14 protein-coding genes are annotated in these 16,969 nt (G+C 42.2%); 12 read left to right on the forward strand and 2 right to left on the reverse strand.

Features of this window, described 5'->3' with window-relative positions:
• Positions 1-319: 319 nt before the first annotated feature.
• Positions 320-1,477 (reverse strand): serine hydrolase, encoded by a 1,158-nt coding sequence (locus K5Q73_RS17195; protein ID WP_220763954.1) that lies wholly within the window; start codon positions 1,475-1,477, stop codon positions 320-322.
• A 346-nt stretch (positions 1,478-1,823) separates the two neighbouring features.
• On the opposite strand from K5Q73_RS17195, the gene serC reads away from it, so the two are divergent.
• Positions 1,824-2,915, forward strand: coding sequence for a 3-phosphoserine/phosphohydroxythreonine transaminase (gene serC / locus K5Q73_RS17200; RefSeq protein ID WP_220763956.1), 1,092 nt, complete (start codon positions 1,824-1,826; stop codon positions 2,913-2,915).
• Between the two features lie 116 nt (positions 2,916-3,031).
• Here the strand turns inward: serC and K5Q73_RS17205 are convergent, their stop codons facing one another.
• Complete coding sequence (locus K5Q73_RS17205; protein ID WP_220763958.1) at positions 3,032-4,225, reverse strand: amino acid aminotransferase; 1,194 nt, start codon at positions 4,223-4,225, stop codon at positions 3,032-3,034.
• Between the two features lie 408 nt (positions 4,226-4,633).
• Between K5Q73_RS17205 and aroA the strand changes: the two genes are divergently transcribed.
• From aroA to K5Q73_RS17260, 11 genes are all read left to right on the forward strand, one after another.
• The gene (gene aroA, locus K5Q73_RS17210) at positions 4,634-5,914 is read left to right on the forward strand and encodes a 3-phosphoshikimate 1-carboxyvinyltransferase (RefSeq protein ID WP_220763960.1); all 1,281 of its coding nucleotides are present in this window, start codon (positions 4,634-4,636) and stop codon (positions 5,912-5,914) included.
• Between the two features lie 179 nt (positions 5,915-6,093).
• Complete coding sequence (gene cmk / locus K5Q73_RS17215; protein WP_220763962.1) at positions 6,094-6,786, forward strand: (d)CMP kinase; 693 nt, start codon at positions 6,094-6,096, stop codon at positions 6,784-6,786.
• 97 nt (positions 6,787-6,883) lie between these two features.
• On the forward strand, positions 6,884-8,551 hold the full coding sequence (rpsA, locus tag K5Q73_RS17220) for a 30S ribosomal protein S1 (protein ID WP_012155309.1): 1,668 nt from the start codon (positions 6,884-6,886) through the stop codon (positions 8,549-8,551).
• Between the two features lie 72 nt (positions 8,552-8,623).
• Complete coding sequence (gene ihfB, locus K5Q73_RS17225) at positions 8,624-8,911, forward strand: integration host factor subunit beta (protein ID WP_220763964.1); 288 nt, start codon at positions 8,624-8,626, stop codon at positions 8,909-8,911.
• Between the two features lie 122 nt (positions 8,912-9,033).
• Positions 9,034-9,342 (forward strand): LapA family protein, encoded by a 309-nt coding sequence (locus tag K5Q73_RS17230; protein ID WP_259650803.1) that lies wholly within the window; start codon positions 9,034-9,036, stop codon positions 9,340-9,342.
• A 1-nt stretch (position 9,343) separates the two neighbouring features.
• A complete protein-coding gene (gene lapB, locus K5Q73_RS17235; RefSeq protein ID WP_220763975.1) occupies positions 9,344-10,504 on the forward strand; it encodes a lipopolysaccharide assembly protein LapB in 1,161 nt (386 codons plus the stop codon).
• A 66-nt stretch (positions 10,505-10,570) separates the two neighbouring features.
• Complete coding sequence (gene pyrF, locus K5Q73_RS17240; RefSeq protein ID WP_220763984.1) at positions 10,571-11,266, forward strand: orotidine-5'-phosphate decarboxylase; 696 nt, start codon at positions 10,571-10,573, stop codon at positions 11,264-11,266.
• A 72-nt stretch (positions 11,267-11,338) separates the two neighbouring features.
• The gene (locus tag K5Q73_RS17245) at positions 11,339-12,145 is read left to right on the forward strand and encodes an SDR family oxidoreductase (RefSeq protein WP_220763993.1); all 807 of its coding nucleotides are present in this window, start codon (positions 11,339-11,341) and stop codon (positions 12,143-12,145) included.
• A 40-nt stretch (positions 12,146-12,185) separates the two neighbouring features.
• A complete protein-coding gene (locus K5Q73_RS17250; RefSeq protein ID WP_220763995.1) occupies positions 12,186-12,728 on the forward strand; it encodes a DUF2058 domain-containing protein in 543 nt (180 codons plus the stop codon).
• 293 nt (positions 12,729-13,021) lie between these two features.
• Positions 13,022-15,280 carry a collagenase gene (locus K5Q73_RS17255; RefSeq protein WP_220764015.1) on the forward strand — a complete coding sequence of 753 codons (2,259 nt, stop codon included), beginning with the start codon at positions 13,022-13,024 and terminating at the stop codon, positions 15,278-15,280.
• A 144-nt stretch (positions 15,281-15,424) separates the two neighbouring features.
• On the forward strand, positions 15,425-15,904 hold the full coding sequence (locus K5Q73_RS17260; RefSeq protein WP_220764017.1) for an AAA family ATPase: 480 nt from the start codon (positions 15,425-15,427) through the stop codon (positions 15,902-15,904).
• The last annotated feature ends 1,065 nt before the right edge of the window (positions 15,905-16,969 follow it).

Consider the following 16,969-nt stretch of genomic DNA (forward strand, 5'->3'; position numbering starts at 1 on the left):
AAACAAGATGAAGTATTAATTTGATAAAAAAGGATGCCATTGGCATCCTTTTTTGTTTTCAGTGACCCATCCTTAATAACGTTGACACTTTTCAAAACCTGAAGACCTCAAAGCTTCAAAGTTTCAAAGCCCTTAAGTCAATAATTCAGTAAGTCAGTAGGATTTTTACTAATGCCTAGAAAGATAAAGCCACCTACTTCAGTAGGTGGATTTTTTACAATGCTAGCTTAAAGTTAACTGTGTTTGAGAGTTATACGATTTGGGCGTAGCAGCAATCAATTTGATGCTTCCCGTTTGTCGTTTAAGACTGAGTAGAAAATTACTTACCTACCTTGTCAGCTCTTTTAAAGGCATCTCGCCAAAACTGTGCACTTAACTTAGCGATGACTCTGGACTCGCCGTTTAATAGCATTGCCATACCTATGTTGAGTTCTGGTGAGTAGGAGATCTCTGCTACATAACCAGATACCCAGCCAGCATGATAGATAAGTGGTCGTCCGTTGAACTCATATACTCGCCAACCTTTACCGTAATGGGCACTGTCGAGGAAAGGACGCCAATCTCTTCGGCGTAACTCTTTGGTCGTCTTAACGCCTGGCGTAGTAATGTCTTCTATTAAACTTGCAGACAGTACTTCGGGGTTTTGGCCTAAGTTAGCCATTAACCATTTTGAAAGGTCGGTAATACTCGCGTTGACGCCTGCTGCTGGTGCTAGCTGATAATAGTTTGGTTTAACTTTTACCTGTTGAAACCCTGATTTGGTTTTGACGTGGGGTTCCGCTCGATTGCTTTCATTTAGAAAAGCATCGAAGCCCACTGAGGCTGTACTCATACTTAATGGTGCAAAGATCCGTTTCTGAATAAAGTTTGCGTAGCTGAAAGTTGATTGTTGTTCTATGGCTTCTTTGATAAATGAAAACGCTACATTTTGATATCCATAGCAGAGCCCCGGCTGGCAAATCGGGGTGAGCTCATCGAACTTGCTAACAATCTTGTTGAGATTAACATTAGCGTTAACTAAGTTGTCGTAGCTATTGGGCATTAAGCCAGTACTATGACCAATGATATGGCCTAAATTAATCTGTTTTGCGTTTTGTTGATCCGCCAAAGTAAATTTTGGTAAATAACTAATAATAGGCTGTTGCCAATCCATCTTGCCTTCTTCGACTAACATGGATGCAAGTGTACCGGCGAAGGTTTTAGAGACTGAGGCGAGCCTAAATACGGTGTCCGCATCTATCTTTTGGCTACTATTTTTGCTTCTTTTGCCATAGGTGCCTAACTCTAAGACATTATCAGCTTCAACGATTACGAAAGCGCCGCCAGGAAGCTTGTTTTTTGTTAGCTCATGATTAAAACGTTTTTTGAAACTATTTGAAAGATCAGTATATTCGGACTCTGCTGCAGACGCTTGCACAAGCGTAAGCAAAGACCCAATAGATAAAGAGCTGATCAAAAGGAAAGACTTTAAAAACATGTATAAATCCAATGTGCCGCTATAGCGGTCTGTTTAGTATTTTTTGCGACTTAAAGTACTAACAATAGATGTTAACCTAGGAACATATTCGTTGTTGTTAAGTACAAAGCCTTAGTGCAAGAGAGCATGAAGACTTGATAATTACTAACATTTCGCCTCTAACACTAACCTGAGCAGTATTTTAACCATAATGTTAGCAAAAGCAGATATTAAAATTCAAAAATAGTGAATTGATATGGCTTGGTTTATGTGATTTTTTAATGTTAGCTGCCAAATAGTTGGGATATACTGATTGTAATAAATAATACCCTAATGTTTTTACTGATAATAATAGAAGGACAATACTGTGAGCGCGATTTTCAACTTCTGTGCAGGCCCAGCCATGCTCCCACCTGCTGTAATGCAAAAGGCTCAGAAAGAACTGTTAAACTGGAATGGCCTAGGTATTTCCGTAATGGAAATAAGTCATCGTAGTAAGGAGTTCATCGCGTTAACTGAGCAAGCAGAAGCGAATTTGCGTGCGCTGATGGAGATCCCATCAAATTATCATGTGCTGTTTATGCATGGTGGTGGTCGTGGCCAATTCTCTGCTGTTGTGAATAATTTTCTTGGTAATAACGGCAAAGCGCTTTATTTAGTTGATGGTAGCTGGTCTAAGGCAGCGGTTGAAGAAGCTGAAAAGCTCGCAGGTAAGAGCAATGTGGATAGCATTGAGCTTGTGAAGGAGGTTAATGGCTTAAATCAAGTCGTTATACCGGACTTAACTCAGATTGATAAAGATTATCGTTATGTTCATTACTGTCCAAATGAGACGGTTGATGGTATCGAAATTTTTGATAACATCAATAGTCCATGGCCTGTGATTGCCGATATGTCTTCTAATATATTATCGCGTAAAATTGACGTAAGCCAATTCGGTTTGATTTATGCTGGGGCGCAGAAGAACATTGGGCCATCAGGTTTAAGTATCGTAATTGTCCGTGATGATATGTTGGCTCTGCCAAGTTTGCCGCAATCTTCTATCATGGATTATCGTTTGGCGGTTGAAAATGATTCTATGTATAACACGCCTCCGACTTTTGCATGGTACTTAGCGGCCGAAGTGTTTGCTTGGCTTGAGCAAGTCGGTGGAGTAGCCGAGATGGAAAAACTCAATATTGAAAAGGCTAAGCGCCTTTATGAGTGCATCGATGAGCTAGATTTCTATGTTAGTGGTGTGGCAAAAGAAAATCGCAGCCGTATGAATGTGACATTCCAATTGACCAATCCTCAGCTAGATAGTCAGTTTTTAGCCGAGGCTCAAGCTGCCGGCTTAGTGGCGTTAAAAGGGCACCGTAGTGTGGGTGGTATGCGAGCGAGTCTATATAATGCTATGCCGTTAGCGGGTGTAGAAGCTTTAGTCGGATTTATGAAAACCTTTGCGGCGAACAATGCTTAAACACATTCTTGGACGAGACAATTAGCCTAAAAAAAGCCGACATATAAAAGTGTCGGCTTTTTTATTGCTGTAATCGCATAACACCAGCGGATAGCCTTTGTTAGAAACTACTTAGGTTAGCAGATTACTTTGGCAATCGACTCGGCTAGGTAATCAACATTGCCTGTGCCAATACCCGCGATACTGATCCGGCTAGAATCTACCATGTATACACTATAATGTTCTTGCAGCTCGGTTACTTGAGCTGGGGTGATCCCAAGAAAAGAGAACATACCTTTTTGCTCTGCGATAAAATCAAAGTTACGTTGCACGCCTTTTTCTTTTAGCTTGTTAACCAGCATTGCTCGATTGCTATTAATGCGTTCACGCATCACTTTAAGTTCATCTAGCCATTCTTGTTTGAGCTCATCTGAACCTAGTATCGTTTCAACAATCGCAGCGCCGTGGGCTGGAGGCATTGAGTAGATACAACGGACGACATACAAGAGTACAGAAAAAGCAATGTCTGCTCGGGTTGAATCGCGGCCTATGATAGTGCAGGCGCCAATTCGCTCACGATATAACCCGAAATTTTTCGAACATGAACTGCATAGGATCATATTATTAACCGATGCTGCCATCTTCCTTACGCCATAAGCATCTTCAGCTACGCCGTCACCAAAACCTTGATAGGCCATATCGATAAGCGGAGTAAAACCTTTGTCGGCAGTTAATGCGATGATTTCATCCCATTGCTTCGGGGTTAAATCCATACCACTTGGGTTATGACAACATGCATGTAGCAGCACAACATCATCTGAACTCACTTGTGACAAGGCAGCTTTCATTTCATCAAACTTTAATGATTTAGCATCGTAGTCATAGTAAGGGTAGGTCTTGACGGTAATACCTGCAGCTTCAAATAATCCAGTGTGATTTGCCCATGTCGGATCGCTGACCCACAAAACAGCATTTGGGTTGCAGCGTTTAATAAAGTCGGCAGCGACTCTTAACGCTCCCGTACCGCCTGGCGTCGAGACTGTGCGGACTCGGTTAGCTAGAATTGCTGGGTTATCTATACCAAATGCCAGTTCAGACATAAGGCGATTAAAGTCGGCAGAACCTGTAGGGCCGATGTAAACTTTTGTTGACTCGGTGTCTAATCGGAATTTCTCAGCCTTTTTCACACAAGAGAGAATAGGCGTATGACCTGACTCATCTTTATAAACACCTACGCCTAGATCGACTTTTTGAGGCTGAGTATCCTCGCGATATTTAGTGAGCAAGCCTAAGATGGGATCGGCAGGCATAGCGGTTAATTTGTTGAACATGTCTGAGATTACCTCTTTTGTTATCGGCAAGTTTTCAGCCGTTGTCGTTATCAACTTAGAGTAACTTAATAAATGTAAAAATGAATAGGATTAGTAATAATATTCATCACATCAAGATCCGGCAATTAATAGTTCCACTCAATTTATTGCATAAAAAATAGCCCTTCAATGGCAAGCTTAAACTATGACTTATCGATACTTGAGAAGATTTCGTCTATTAAAGGTCGATTTTAATAAAAAAGTGTTGAATCCTTCGGCTCAATGAGTAATTTTATAACTACGAAGTTCAAACAAACGCTCAGTTGACGGTCATTTTGTCGTGGTGGCCGCATTACGTCTTCTAGCATGAACATCTACTGTTAACCCGCGGGCGAGTTTGACCCCCGCAGCAATAATAAGAAGTATGCAATGAATCAATTACGATTAGAGCCGATCAAACAAGTATCAGGTACCATTAATATTCCTGGTTCGAAAAGTATTTCAAATCGTGCTTTATTATTGGCAACTCTTGCCGAAGGCACCACGACACTCACCAATTTACTGGACTCAGATGATATTCGCTATATGTTGGCATCTCTGAAGCAGTTAGGTGTCAATTACCGTCTATCTCAGAACAATACTGTTTGTGAATTAGACGGATTAGCAGGGCCATTAAACGCGAGTGAAGCGCAAACCCTATTTTTAGGTAATGCCGGAACGGCAATGCGTCCTTTGTGCGCAGCGTTAACACTAGGGCAAGGTGATTTCACATTAACGGGTGAGCCACGTATGGAAGAGCGTCCTATTGGCGATCTTGTCGATGCGTTACGTCAACTTGGTGCCGAAGTCAGTTATTTAAAGAATGATGGCTTTCCACCTTTAAGCATCGCTGCTACGGGTTTAAACGGTGGCAACGTCGAAATTGCAGGCGATTTATCTAGCCAGTTTTTAACAGCATTGCTTATGGTTGCTCCCTTAGCTAAAGGTGACGTGAATATTCAGATTAAGGGCGAGTTAGTCTCTAAACCTTATATTGATATTACACTTGCTTTGATGGCGCAGTTTGGCGTTGAAGTTCAAAACAATAATTACGCTTCGTTTATTATCAAAGCGGGTCAGCGTTATGTTTCGCCAGGCAAAGTGTTAGTTGAAGGCGATGCATCGTCCGCATCATACTTTCTTGCTGCGGGCGCTATTCAAGGCGGTGAAGTCAAAGTTACTGGTGTTGGCAAGTTATCGATTCAGGGCGATGTAAAGTTTGCTGATGTGCTCGAACAGATGGGCGCTGAAATAGAGTGGGGCGATGACTACATTATTTCTCGTGGAGCAAAGCTAAACGCTGTCGATTTAGACATGAATCATATCCCTGATGCCGCTATGACTATCGCAACGACGGCGCTATTTGCGACCGGCACAACCCATATTCGTAATATTTACAATTGGCGTATTAAGGAAACCGATCGCTTAGCTGCAATGGCGACTGAACTGAGAAAAGTGGGGGCAATTGTCGATGAAGGCCACGATTACATCAGTGTAACCCCACCGGCAGAATTAAACACTGCAGCCATTGATACCTATAACGATCACCGTATGGCAATGTGTTTCTCTATGCTAGCGTTTGCCGACTGTGGCATTACCATTAATGAGCCCGAGTGCACCTCTAAAACGTTCCCTGATTATTTTAATCAATTTAATGCACTTGCTAGATGAGCGTAAACCCCAACAAGCAGTAATATGCTTCAGGTTGACCATGGTTAACCTGAAGCTTTGCTGAACCAAGTTCCCGAATATTTGAAGTTTTTGCCGCTTTCTTAAGTTACATGGTTTATAATGCGCGCGCTCATTTTTCGGTTATATCAAGGAAGATGGAATTTCTTGTGGAGGATTTTATGTCAGAAAGGGCGCCTGTTGTCACTGTTGACGGCCCAAGCGGTGCGGGAAAAGGTACTATTAGTCAGTTACTTGCTGAGCGATTAGGTTACAAGTTACTCGATAGTGGTGCAATTTACCGCGTATTAGCGTTAGCTGCTATTCATCACAATGTAGAACTAGATAATGAAGAAGCGTTAACATTACTTGCTGCACATTTGGACGTGCAGTTCGTGACGGGTAATGAAAGTAAAGGTATTAAAGTTGTATTAGAGGGTGAAGATGTCTCGATTACGATACGTAGTCAAGAATGCTCTAATGCAGCATCAAAAGTAGCGGCGTTCCCAAGAGTAAGGGAAGCGTTACTACGACGTCAGCGTGCTTTTGCTGAAGCACCTGGTTTGATCGCTGATGGTCGTGATATGGGCACTGTGGTTTTCCCTGCGACGCCAGCTAAATTGTTTTTAACGGCGACGGCGGAAGAAAGGGCGCAAAGACGCTATAATCAGTTGCAGGACAAGGGCTTCGATGTTAATATCGATCAACTTTTGTCTGAGATAAAAGAGCGTGACGACCGCGATATGAATCGTAGCGTCGCTCCTTTGGTGCCTGCCGAAGACGCTTTAGTCATCGATACGACCAATATAAACATTGAAGATGTGTTGGACTTAGCGCTAACCCATATTCACCAAAAGCTCCAAGTACCGGCGTAAGCGGGTACTTAACTATTTGCCCCAAGGATGAGGCAAATTATTATACTGACTCCACGTCCAGGATGGTCCGTGGTTTATTAAAGAAAGTAACTTAAACATGACTGAATCTTTTGCTGATCTATTTGAACAATCCCTTAATGAACTTGAATTCCGTCCTGGTTCTATCGTACGTGGTGTAGTTGTAGCCATCGAAAACGGTATGGTACTAGTTGACGCAGGTCTTAAGTCTGAAAGCCCAATCCCTGCTGAACAGTTCAAGAACGCTCAAGGCGCTCTAGAAGTTGCAGTTGGTGATGAAGTTGACGTAGCTCTTGACTCTGTTGAAGATGGTTTCGGTGAAACTCAACTTTCTCGTGAGAAAGCTAAGCGTCACGAAGCTTGGATCGTTCTAGAAAAAGCGTACGAAGATGCTGAAACTGTAATCGGTATCATCAATGGTAAGGTTAAAGGCGGTTTCACTGTTGAATTAAACGGTATCCGTGCATTCCTACCAGGTTCTCTAGTTGACGTTCGCCCAGTTCGCGATACAGCTCACCTAGAAAACAAAGAATTAGAATTCAAAGTTATCAAGCTTGACCAGAAGCGTAACAACGTTGTTGTTTCTCGTCGTGCAGTTATCGAATCTGAAAGCAGCGCAGAGCGTGATGCTCTTCTTGAGAACCTTCAAGAAGGTCAATCAGTTAAGGGTATCGTTAAGAACCTTACTGACTACGGTGCATTCGTTGATCTTGGTGGTGTTGACGGTCTTCTACATATCACTGATATGGCTTGGAAGCGTGTTAAGCACCCATCTGAAATCGTTAATGTTGGTGACGAAATCAACGTTAAAGTTCTTAAGTATGACCGTGAGCGTACACGCGTATCACTAGGTCTTAAGCAACTTGGCGAAGATCCATGGTTAGAAATCAGCAAGCGCTACCCAGAAAACACACGTTTGACTGGTCGCGTTACTAACCTAACTGACTACGGTTGTTTCGTTGAAATCGAAGAAGGCGTTGAAGGTCTTGTTCACGTTTCTGAAATGGATTGGACTAACAAGAACATCCACCCATCTAAGGTTGTTAACCTAGGTGATGAAGTTGAAGTTCTAGTTCTTGACATCGATGAAGAGCGTCGTCGTATCTCTCTAGGTCTTAAGCAATGTAAGACTAACCCATGGGATGATTTCGCAGAGCGTTTCAACAAGGGCGACAAGGTTTCTGGTAAGATCAAGTCAATCACTGACTTCGGTATCTTCATCGGTCTTGACGGCGGCATCGACGGTCTAGTTCACCTTTCTGACATTTCTTGGAATGGTACTGGCGAAGATGCAGTTGCTGAATACAAGAAAGGCGACGAAATCCACGCTGTAGTTCTTTCAGTTGACCCAGAGCGTGAGCGCATCAGCTTAGGCGTTAAGCAAACTGAAGACGATCCATTCAATGCATACCTTGCTGACAAGAAGAAAGGTGTTGTAGTAAATGGTGTTGTTACTGCAGTTGACGCAAAAGGTGTTACAATTGAACTAGCTGAGACTGTTGAAGGTTACCTTCGCGTTTCAGATATCTCTCGTGAGCGCATCGAAGATGCATCAACAGTTTACTCTGTAGGTGACAAAGTCGAGTCTAAGTTCATGGGTGTGGATCGTAAGAACCGCACTATCAGCCTATCTATCCGTGCGAAAGATGAAGCTGAAGAGAAAGAAGCAATGGCTAGCTTGAACAGCCAAGAAGACGCTGTGATGAGCAGTGCAATGGCTGAAGCGTTTAAAGCAGCTCGTAAATAATCGCCTTGAAGTTCAGGGGTGCTAGCACCCCTAAAAGGTGACTGTGTTTGGCTTGATAATAGAGGGTATAGGATGACTAAGTCCGAACTAATCGAAAAACTTGCCACTAGGCAGTCGCAGCTGTCTGCGAAAGAAGTGGAAGCCGCTATCAAAGAAATGTTGGAGCAAATGGCTGATACATTAGAAGCTGGAGATCGAATAGAGATCCGCGGTTTTGGTAGTTTCTCACTTCATTATCGTGCGCCACGCACTGGCCGTAATCCAAAGACTGGTACTTCAGTCGAATTGGAAGGCAAGTATGTACCGCACTTTAAGCCAGGCAAAGAACTGCGCGAACGTGTTGATGCTATTAACGCGTAATTTACATTGTATTAAAAGCCTCCGTTAGGAGGCTTTTTTATACCTAAAACTTAGGTATCACTAGCTAGTTCTCTCTTTTTCTTAGATAATTAAAGCTCACATACGCGTTCATGGAGCAAAACGTGAAGTCATTTATCATCGCTTTTATCGTCGCTGCGTTTTTTTTCTTAGCGCTTATCTTTGGCGCCCGAAACGAACAGGTTGTAACCATTAGTTATTTTGTTGCTCAGGGGGAATTTAGATTACCTCTGGTGTTAGCTTCTGTGTTTTTGGCTGGTTTTTTGGTGAGCTGGATTTTTGCTATGTACCATATAGCAGGGCTAAAGTTATCTTTACGCCGTGCAAACAAAAAGCTATCTACATATGAAGACAAACAAGAGCAGTCAAAATCTGTGGCAGTGAAAAGCACTGATAAAGAAGTAGACGCCTAATATGTTAGAGATCCTCTTTCTGCTTCTTCCAATTGCTGCCGGCTACGGTTGGTATATGGGGCGCAGAAGTGTTAGACAGAAGCAGACAAATCAACGTAAGCAGCTAAGTCGAGACTATTTTACTGGACTTAATTTTCTATTGTCTAATGAGTCAGACAAAGCTGTGGATCTATTTATCAGTATGTTGGATGTCGATGACGATACCATCGATACACACCTATCTTTAGGCTCGCTATTTCGTAAACGTGGTGAAGTCGACCGTTCAATCCGCATTCATCAAAATTTAATCGCAAGACCAAGTTTAACTACTGAGCAAAGAGACATCGCCATGATGGAGCTTGGTAAAGATTATCTTGCTGCGGGTTTTTATGACCGCGCAGAAGAGATTTTCATCAATTTGGTTAATCAAGACGACCACAGCGAAGAAGCTGAGACCCAGTTGATTGCAATATATCAAGTGACCAAAGATTGGCAAAAAGCCATCGATATTATCAAAAAGCTTAAGCGTAAACGTCAGCAAGAACTAAAGCATGAAAGTGCTCATTTTTATTGCGAGTTGGCAAACGAAGCTGAAGATGATGCATTAAAACTTAAAAACCTACAGTCTGCGATTAAACAAGATAACCAATGTGCTCGAGCCTTATTAACCTTAGCCGAGCAATACTTAAAGCAAGAAGAATTTAAGTTATGTAAACAGACCATTGAGAAGCTGCTTACTACTGATATCGATTTATTGCCTGATGCCTTACCGATTGCTAAAGAAGCGTACTTGCTAACAAATGACAGTACCGGCTATCAAGAGCTCTTAAGAGAGGCGATTGAAAAAGGCGCGGGTGCAAGCATTACGATTACGCTTGCTCAGCATATGATTGAACAAGGGCATCCCAAAGATGCAGAAAAGCTGATTATGGAAGGTCTAATTAGACACCCAACCATGAAAAGCTTTCAGCACTTAATGAAAATGCAATTGCAGCAAGCGGAAGAAGGCCAGGCAAAGAAGAGTTTGTCGATGCTAGAGCAGCTTGTTGAACAACAAATTAAATATCGACCAGGTTATCGTTGTCGAGAATGTGGATTCCCATCACACAGATTATATTGGCATTGCCCCTCTTGTAAGCATTGGGGCAGCATAAAAAGGATCAGAGGCCTAGACGGAGAGTAACCGTAATTGGCTCTGGTTTATTAACAAAAACAGTAAAACCTACACCGCAAAGCGATTGGAGAAACAATGACTAACAAGCCTATTTTAGTTGCCCTAGACTATGATAATAAGAATGATGCTTTGCAGCTAATCGATCAATTAGATCCTGATATGTGCCGCCTAAAAGTTGGCAAAGAGATGTTTACTCTTTTTGGTCCACAGTTAGTAACCGATATCCACAGTCGTGGATTTGAATTGTTCCTGGATTTAAAGTTCCACGATATTCCAAACACGGTTGCTAAAGCGGTTGCTGCCGCAGCAGAGTTGGGCGTGTGGATGACAAATATCCATGCATCAGGAGGTTTAGCCATGATGGAAGCGGCTAAACGCGCACTAGAGCAATATGGTGATAAAGCGCCACTATTGATTGCAGTGACAGTATTAACATCCATGAGCGATGAAGAGCTTAAATTACTCGGTATTAACGTTCCAGCTTCAGAGCATGTATTGCGCTTAGCGGCGTTAACGAAACAAGCAGGCCTTGATGGTGTGGTTTGTTCGGCGCAAGAGTCAAGCTTGTTAAAAGCGCAGTTTGGTCAAGACTTTAAACTGATCACGCCTGGTATCCGACCTGTAGGCAGTGATAATGGCGACCAACATCGTGTGATGACGCCACCTCAAGCTTTAGCCGCTGGTTCTGACTATTTAGTGATTGGCCGGCCAATTACCAAAGCCGCAGATCCATTAAAAGCATTGCAGGCAATTCATCAAACAATTGCTTAATCGTTTGATGCCTAGTAGGTTGGTCTAAATCGCAGTGAATGATTTAGATAAACCTTTGGGAGAGAAGTGACGATGTTTAGCTATCAAGGAAAGAATGTAGTCGTAGTTGGCGGTACTAGTGGGATCAATCTAGGTATCGCTATTCGCTTCTCTCAAGCTGGCGCCAATGTTGCTGTTGCAAGTCGTAGTGAAGACAAAGTGACTGCTGCTGTAGGGCAACTCAAGCAAGCTAATCCTGCTGGAAATCATTTTGGTGTGTGTTTTGACGTTAGAGATCTAGAAGCGTTAAAGCAAGGTTTCAAAGTCATTGAAAACAGCTTTTCACATATAGATGTCTTAGTCAGCGGCGCAGCGGGTAACTTTCCATCGACGGCTGAAAACCTATCTGAAAACGGTTTTAAATCTGTTATGGATATTGACTTATTAGGTAGTTTTCAGGTGTTAAAGCAAGCGTATCCGCTGATAAAGGAACATGGCGGTGCTATCATTCAGATCTCGGCGCCTCAGGCATATATACCAATGCCTATGCAAGTACATGTTTGCGCAGCCAAAGCTGGTGTTGATATGTTAACTAAAACATTGGCTATTGAATGGGGCTGTAAAGGGATCCGCATCAATTCAATTGTACCTGGCCCTATCGCTGGTACAGAAGGCTTTGATAGACTAGCGCCAACAGCGGAATTACAAGCGCATGTGGCAAAAGGCGTCCCTTTAAGACGCAACGGCCAGTGTGATGACATTGCCAATGCAGCATTGTTTTTAGCGTCAGATATGGCGTCATACATCACAGGTACGGTATTACCTGTTGATGGTGGTTGGTCACTTGGTGGCGCGGGTGCCGCGATTGCTGAAATTGGTCAACTCGCCAAACGCAGTTAAGTATAGAGATAAAGTAAAAGTTAAATAGAGAAGTAGAGCTATGGCAAACCCATTTCAAGAGCAGCTTTTAAAAGCGGGCTTAGTTAGTAAACAGAAAGTAAAAGATACTAAAACGCAAAAGCGTCGTGATAGAAAAGCCAAAGTTGATGATGGCTCAGAGGCATTAAAGCAAGAAATTGCAGCTAAAAAGCAAGCTCAGGTAGACAAAGATAAACAGTTAAATGAACAGCGTTTTGCTGAAGCTTCTGAAAAAGGCTTGGTACGTGGTCTTGTGACTGAGTTTAAAAAGTTTGCGATTACTGCACCAAAAGATGCAGAAATTAAGTTTAACTTTACCTTCGAGAATAAGATCTACTCATTATACGTCAATGAAAAGATGCAAAGTGAATTGTTAAATGGTCACTTAGGGATCCTTCGTCACGAGGAAGTGAGTTACTTGGTACCACATAAACTGGCTGAGCGGGTTAACTTATTAGTGCCAGCTTGGGTTGGTTACCTATGGACCCAAGAAGAGAGCACTGAAGTTGTTGAAGAAGACGATCCATATGCAGATTATGTTATTCCAGATGATCTAATGTGGTAACCATAATCTGCTGTAAATCTATCTGTTGTAACGGATAGACAGTTAAGCCTTAAAGCCATAATGAGACACTCATTATGGCTTTTTTGCTATATCAAGCGTAAATAAGTATTTTTCTATCCTTACATGTTAAACATTACGGGCTATTAAAAGCTGCCTCATTGCTATGCGGCTGAATTAAATTCACTTTGCATATTGTATATCAATTGTTACATTTTTGTTTCGTTGGGTCTAAGGCCATTTGTGTCAGCCCGATTTAGCGTTTGATAATAACGAAAGTGGAGAATTGAATTGATATGTCTAACAATAAAAATGTGTTCAAACCTTTATATCTAAGCCTAGTAATCGCGTTGTCTTTAACTGCCTGTGGAGGAAGTAGTGATGACACATCAGCTGATGTCATCATACCGGAACCGACACCCGTGCCAGAAACTGATAACGCAGGTGAGGAGTTGGTACTTGATACAGTAAGAGAGCATATCAATACGAGCGAGCCAATTTCATTCTATGTGGATGTGCTCGATCCCGCTGCTAGCTTAGTTGTTAGTTTATTTAGTGGTACCGAAGATAAGTCTCTTGGTGATCCCGATGTTTACGTTCGCTATGAAAGTACTGCGAGTGCAGGCGAAACAGGTGAATTTGATTGTGTTTCATATAATGCTAGCGATTATAACGAAACCTGCATTATTGATGACGTAGAGGCTGGTCGTTACCATATTCTAATCGATGCCTATAGCGATAAACCTACGGTGGATGCCTCTATTGTTGCGACCACTTCTTTATTTAATCAAAGTCTATTATGCGAAGAACCCGTTAGGATCCGAGCGCAAGATCTAACCGATGAACAAATGCTCGCTGCATGTAATGTCATTATTGAAACAAAGCAGCGATTTGACTCTGTGTTAAGTGCGAGTATCGCCCCTGATTTTGGGGCTTCTGTTCCAAATGATTTAAATGAAGTTACCAATATTAATATTTTTAGCAGCTTATCGAACCATGCAGCATGGGCTGAGCACTTGTTTGATACACCCAACACCAGTGGCATTTATTTTGAAACGTCACCCACCGACTGGTGGCATGACTCAACCATTTTAACCTTTAACGCGTTAGAGTGGAGTGGGGGAAGAAACGTTATTCGCTCTTTAAGTCATGAATATGTTCATGCTTTAGATGGCCGCTATAACAAGGAAGGCGACTACAGAGCTGACATGGCATGGTGGAGTGAAGGGTTAGCTGAATATATCGGGACTTATTATCAGCGTAGCTACCAAAGTCTTGTAACAGCAAATGAAAGTGAATCTTATACACTGAAACAAATCTTTGCAGGCGATGCTGATAGCTATTCATGGGGCCAATTGGCTGTGGCTTTTCTTATTGAAGAGCAACCTGAGCGAGTGACCTCTATGCTCAGTGAAATGCGTGCAGGTAATTGGACTGAATATAATACGTTATTAGCGGATATCGCAGCTTCCCATCAACTTGATTTTGAAACTTGGTACACACAAAACCTGATAGAGCAGTTTGGCCTTAACGATAAAGAGTTAATTCTTGGAGATTATGAGCCTATAAATGGCCGAGGTGGTTGGGTTTTCTCTGTTGAGGTTTCTGAGGGAACTGAATCCCTTACCGTGAATAGCTTTGGTGGCTCAGGCAATGTTGACATGTGGGTGAGCTTTAACTCTGCATTTCATCCTAGTGTTAATGATGCTAGTTTATGCGCATCAATGACAGATAATAGTAACCAAGAGTCTTGCATCATAGATGCTCCTAATGCTGGCAAATACTACATCACAATTGCTTCTGATTTTGCTGGTGGCGATATTGTCGATCTGTATTTATCAACTTGTTCAGGTAAAGACTGCACGGTTTCACTACCAGCGCAGCAAGCCTTAACAACCATTACCGAACCTTATTTACCTCATTGGCCAGAGAAAGGAACTTTAGGCACCTGTAGCCTCGCAGAAACTTACCGTACTTCATATGATTACGCTGAAGATGTTTCTATCACTAATACTACGGATACTGAAGTTAAAGTGTATTGGTTAAGTAATAGTAAGGCAGATAAATCGGGTGGGGCTTACATGACGTTGGCACAAGGCGATAGCTTTACACCTGATAACTGGTACATTGGGGAGCGAGTCATGTTAACCGACAAAACTGATAACTGCCTAAGTGTGGCTATTCTAAATGATGAAAATAATCAATTTCAAATACTAGAGCAGCATGTAGAAGGTGCTGTGGATGTAGTTGAGATCCCTGAGGCAACGGCAGAGATGGGCAGTTGTGATTTAGCTGCACCCTATACTCGTGAGTCAGATTATGCGCCAGAGTTTATTGTCGCTAATACATCGACAACACCTTATAACTTGTATTGGATCGACTTCAATTCTGGCTTGCCTAATTTGAGTAATAATTATGCAACTCTAGGCCGAAACGAAATGTATACAGCAGATTACTGGGTTGTTGGTGATCGTATGATGGTGACAGATAGTGACAATCAATGCATTGGTGTTCTTAACTTAAACGCAAGCAGCAATATTTTTGTTCTTGATTAATTGACACCCATTAGCAGATAAAAGGCTTGGAACACATGCTCCAAGCCTTTTTTATTGGCAGAAGATGCGCTAAGTTGATGTCCATCTTGTGTCGTTGCAATGGGTATTAGAGTAATTAATGACTTTTACTATGGAGCGTAAAATTTGACTAGAATCGTTATTTTTGGCAATTCAGGCTCAGGTAAGTCCACCTTAGCAAAACAGTTAAGTGAGAAGCATGGACTCGCTCATCTTGATTTAGATTTAATTGCCTGGTTACCACAAATGCCACCTAAACGAAAACCTATACAAGAATCCGCAGTGGAAATCGAACGCTTTGCCCTAAAAAACAATAACTGGGTAATAGAAGGCTGTTATTCGGATCTGTTGCAATTGGCGATGAGCCAAGCGAGTGAAATAATCTTCCTAAACTTAAGCGTCGATGCTTGTATAGCCCACACTAGAAAACGCCCCTGGGAGCCCCATAAATATGCTTCAAAGCAAGCGCAGGATAACAATCTAGATATGTTACTTGAATGGATTGAACAATATGAATCTAGGCAAGATACCTTCTCGTTATCGGCACATCAATTGTTGTTCACTCAATTTAATGGCAAGAAAACCATGATCAACAGTAATCAATAAAAGTGGCTAATATCTGCAGCTTGACGTCGGCGACCAAGTTGCTATTTAGTCGATCGCTACAGGCTAACTTTTGCCCCAAAATGAGTTAGCCTTCGAATGAAGGCTGATTACATTTCTTGTTTGTATCGTTGCTACATGGAAGCGAGTTCTGTGTTGCTGCTTAATCGTTATCAATCGCCTGCAGCGGGCGCATGTGCAGACACTGCCGTGACACGCTGCAAGTCCATCCTTGGAAGCTCGGCCATGACATCCATGTCATGGACGGTCACGGCCGTGTCTACACGTGGTAATTGTTGTACAAATTTAGGAAATAATGGTTCGGTTTCTAACTTGAAAATGCCCCAAAGTGAGTTAACCATCGGATGAAGGCTGATTACATTTTTTTGTATTTGTTACTACGGGGTAGCCCGTTTGAACTTGTAGCTTCATGGCTATTAATCGCCTTCAGCGGGGTATGTGCAGACACTGCCGTGACACGCTGTAAATATGTCCCTATACGTTCTGCGGTTTCATCCCTGAAACCGAAGCCCGCAGCCGTATCAGCACTAGGTTAGACAAGCACGATTCTGATGCTTAGGAGTAATAGCTATACCGCTATGCTGCTTATCTCTGTTGCTCTTCTCCGTGAACTTCGTGCCCTCTGTGGTGAATAGCTTTTGCCCCTTTACTGGTTACAGTTGATATGCGAAATTGAACGCGTGGGAGCCTGTTGCCCGACTTTTATCAATCAATAGCAGTCGTTGACTAATTTCGATTCAACCTCAATATCAATGCTCATTTTGCAAATTTTAATGCTCGTTTATCCAATAACATTCTGCTAGAGTTCTAATAAATCAATAGTTTTGATTTGGAAAAGCTTAAATAATAGGTTTGTAAAATGTGCATGCGCGTTTTGCCAAATATACGCACATGCGAACTATACAAATGTTAGCTTATAAGAGGATATATGGAACTTCGGAATGAGATATTAGATGACTATACTCGTTACTGTGAGCGAAAAATTCTTGAAGAGTTTCGGGCGAAAACTCCAAATCAATATGATCCTATTTATTCATATCAAAGATA

It is taken from the genome of Shewanella sp. MBTL60-112-B2 (assembly GCF_019655055.1).
Lineage (GTDB): Bacteria > Pseudomonadota > Gammaproteobacteria > Enterobacterales > Shewanellaceae > Shewanella.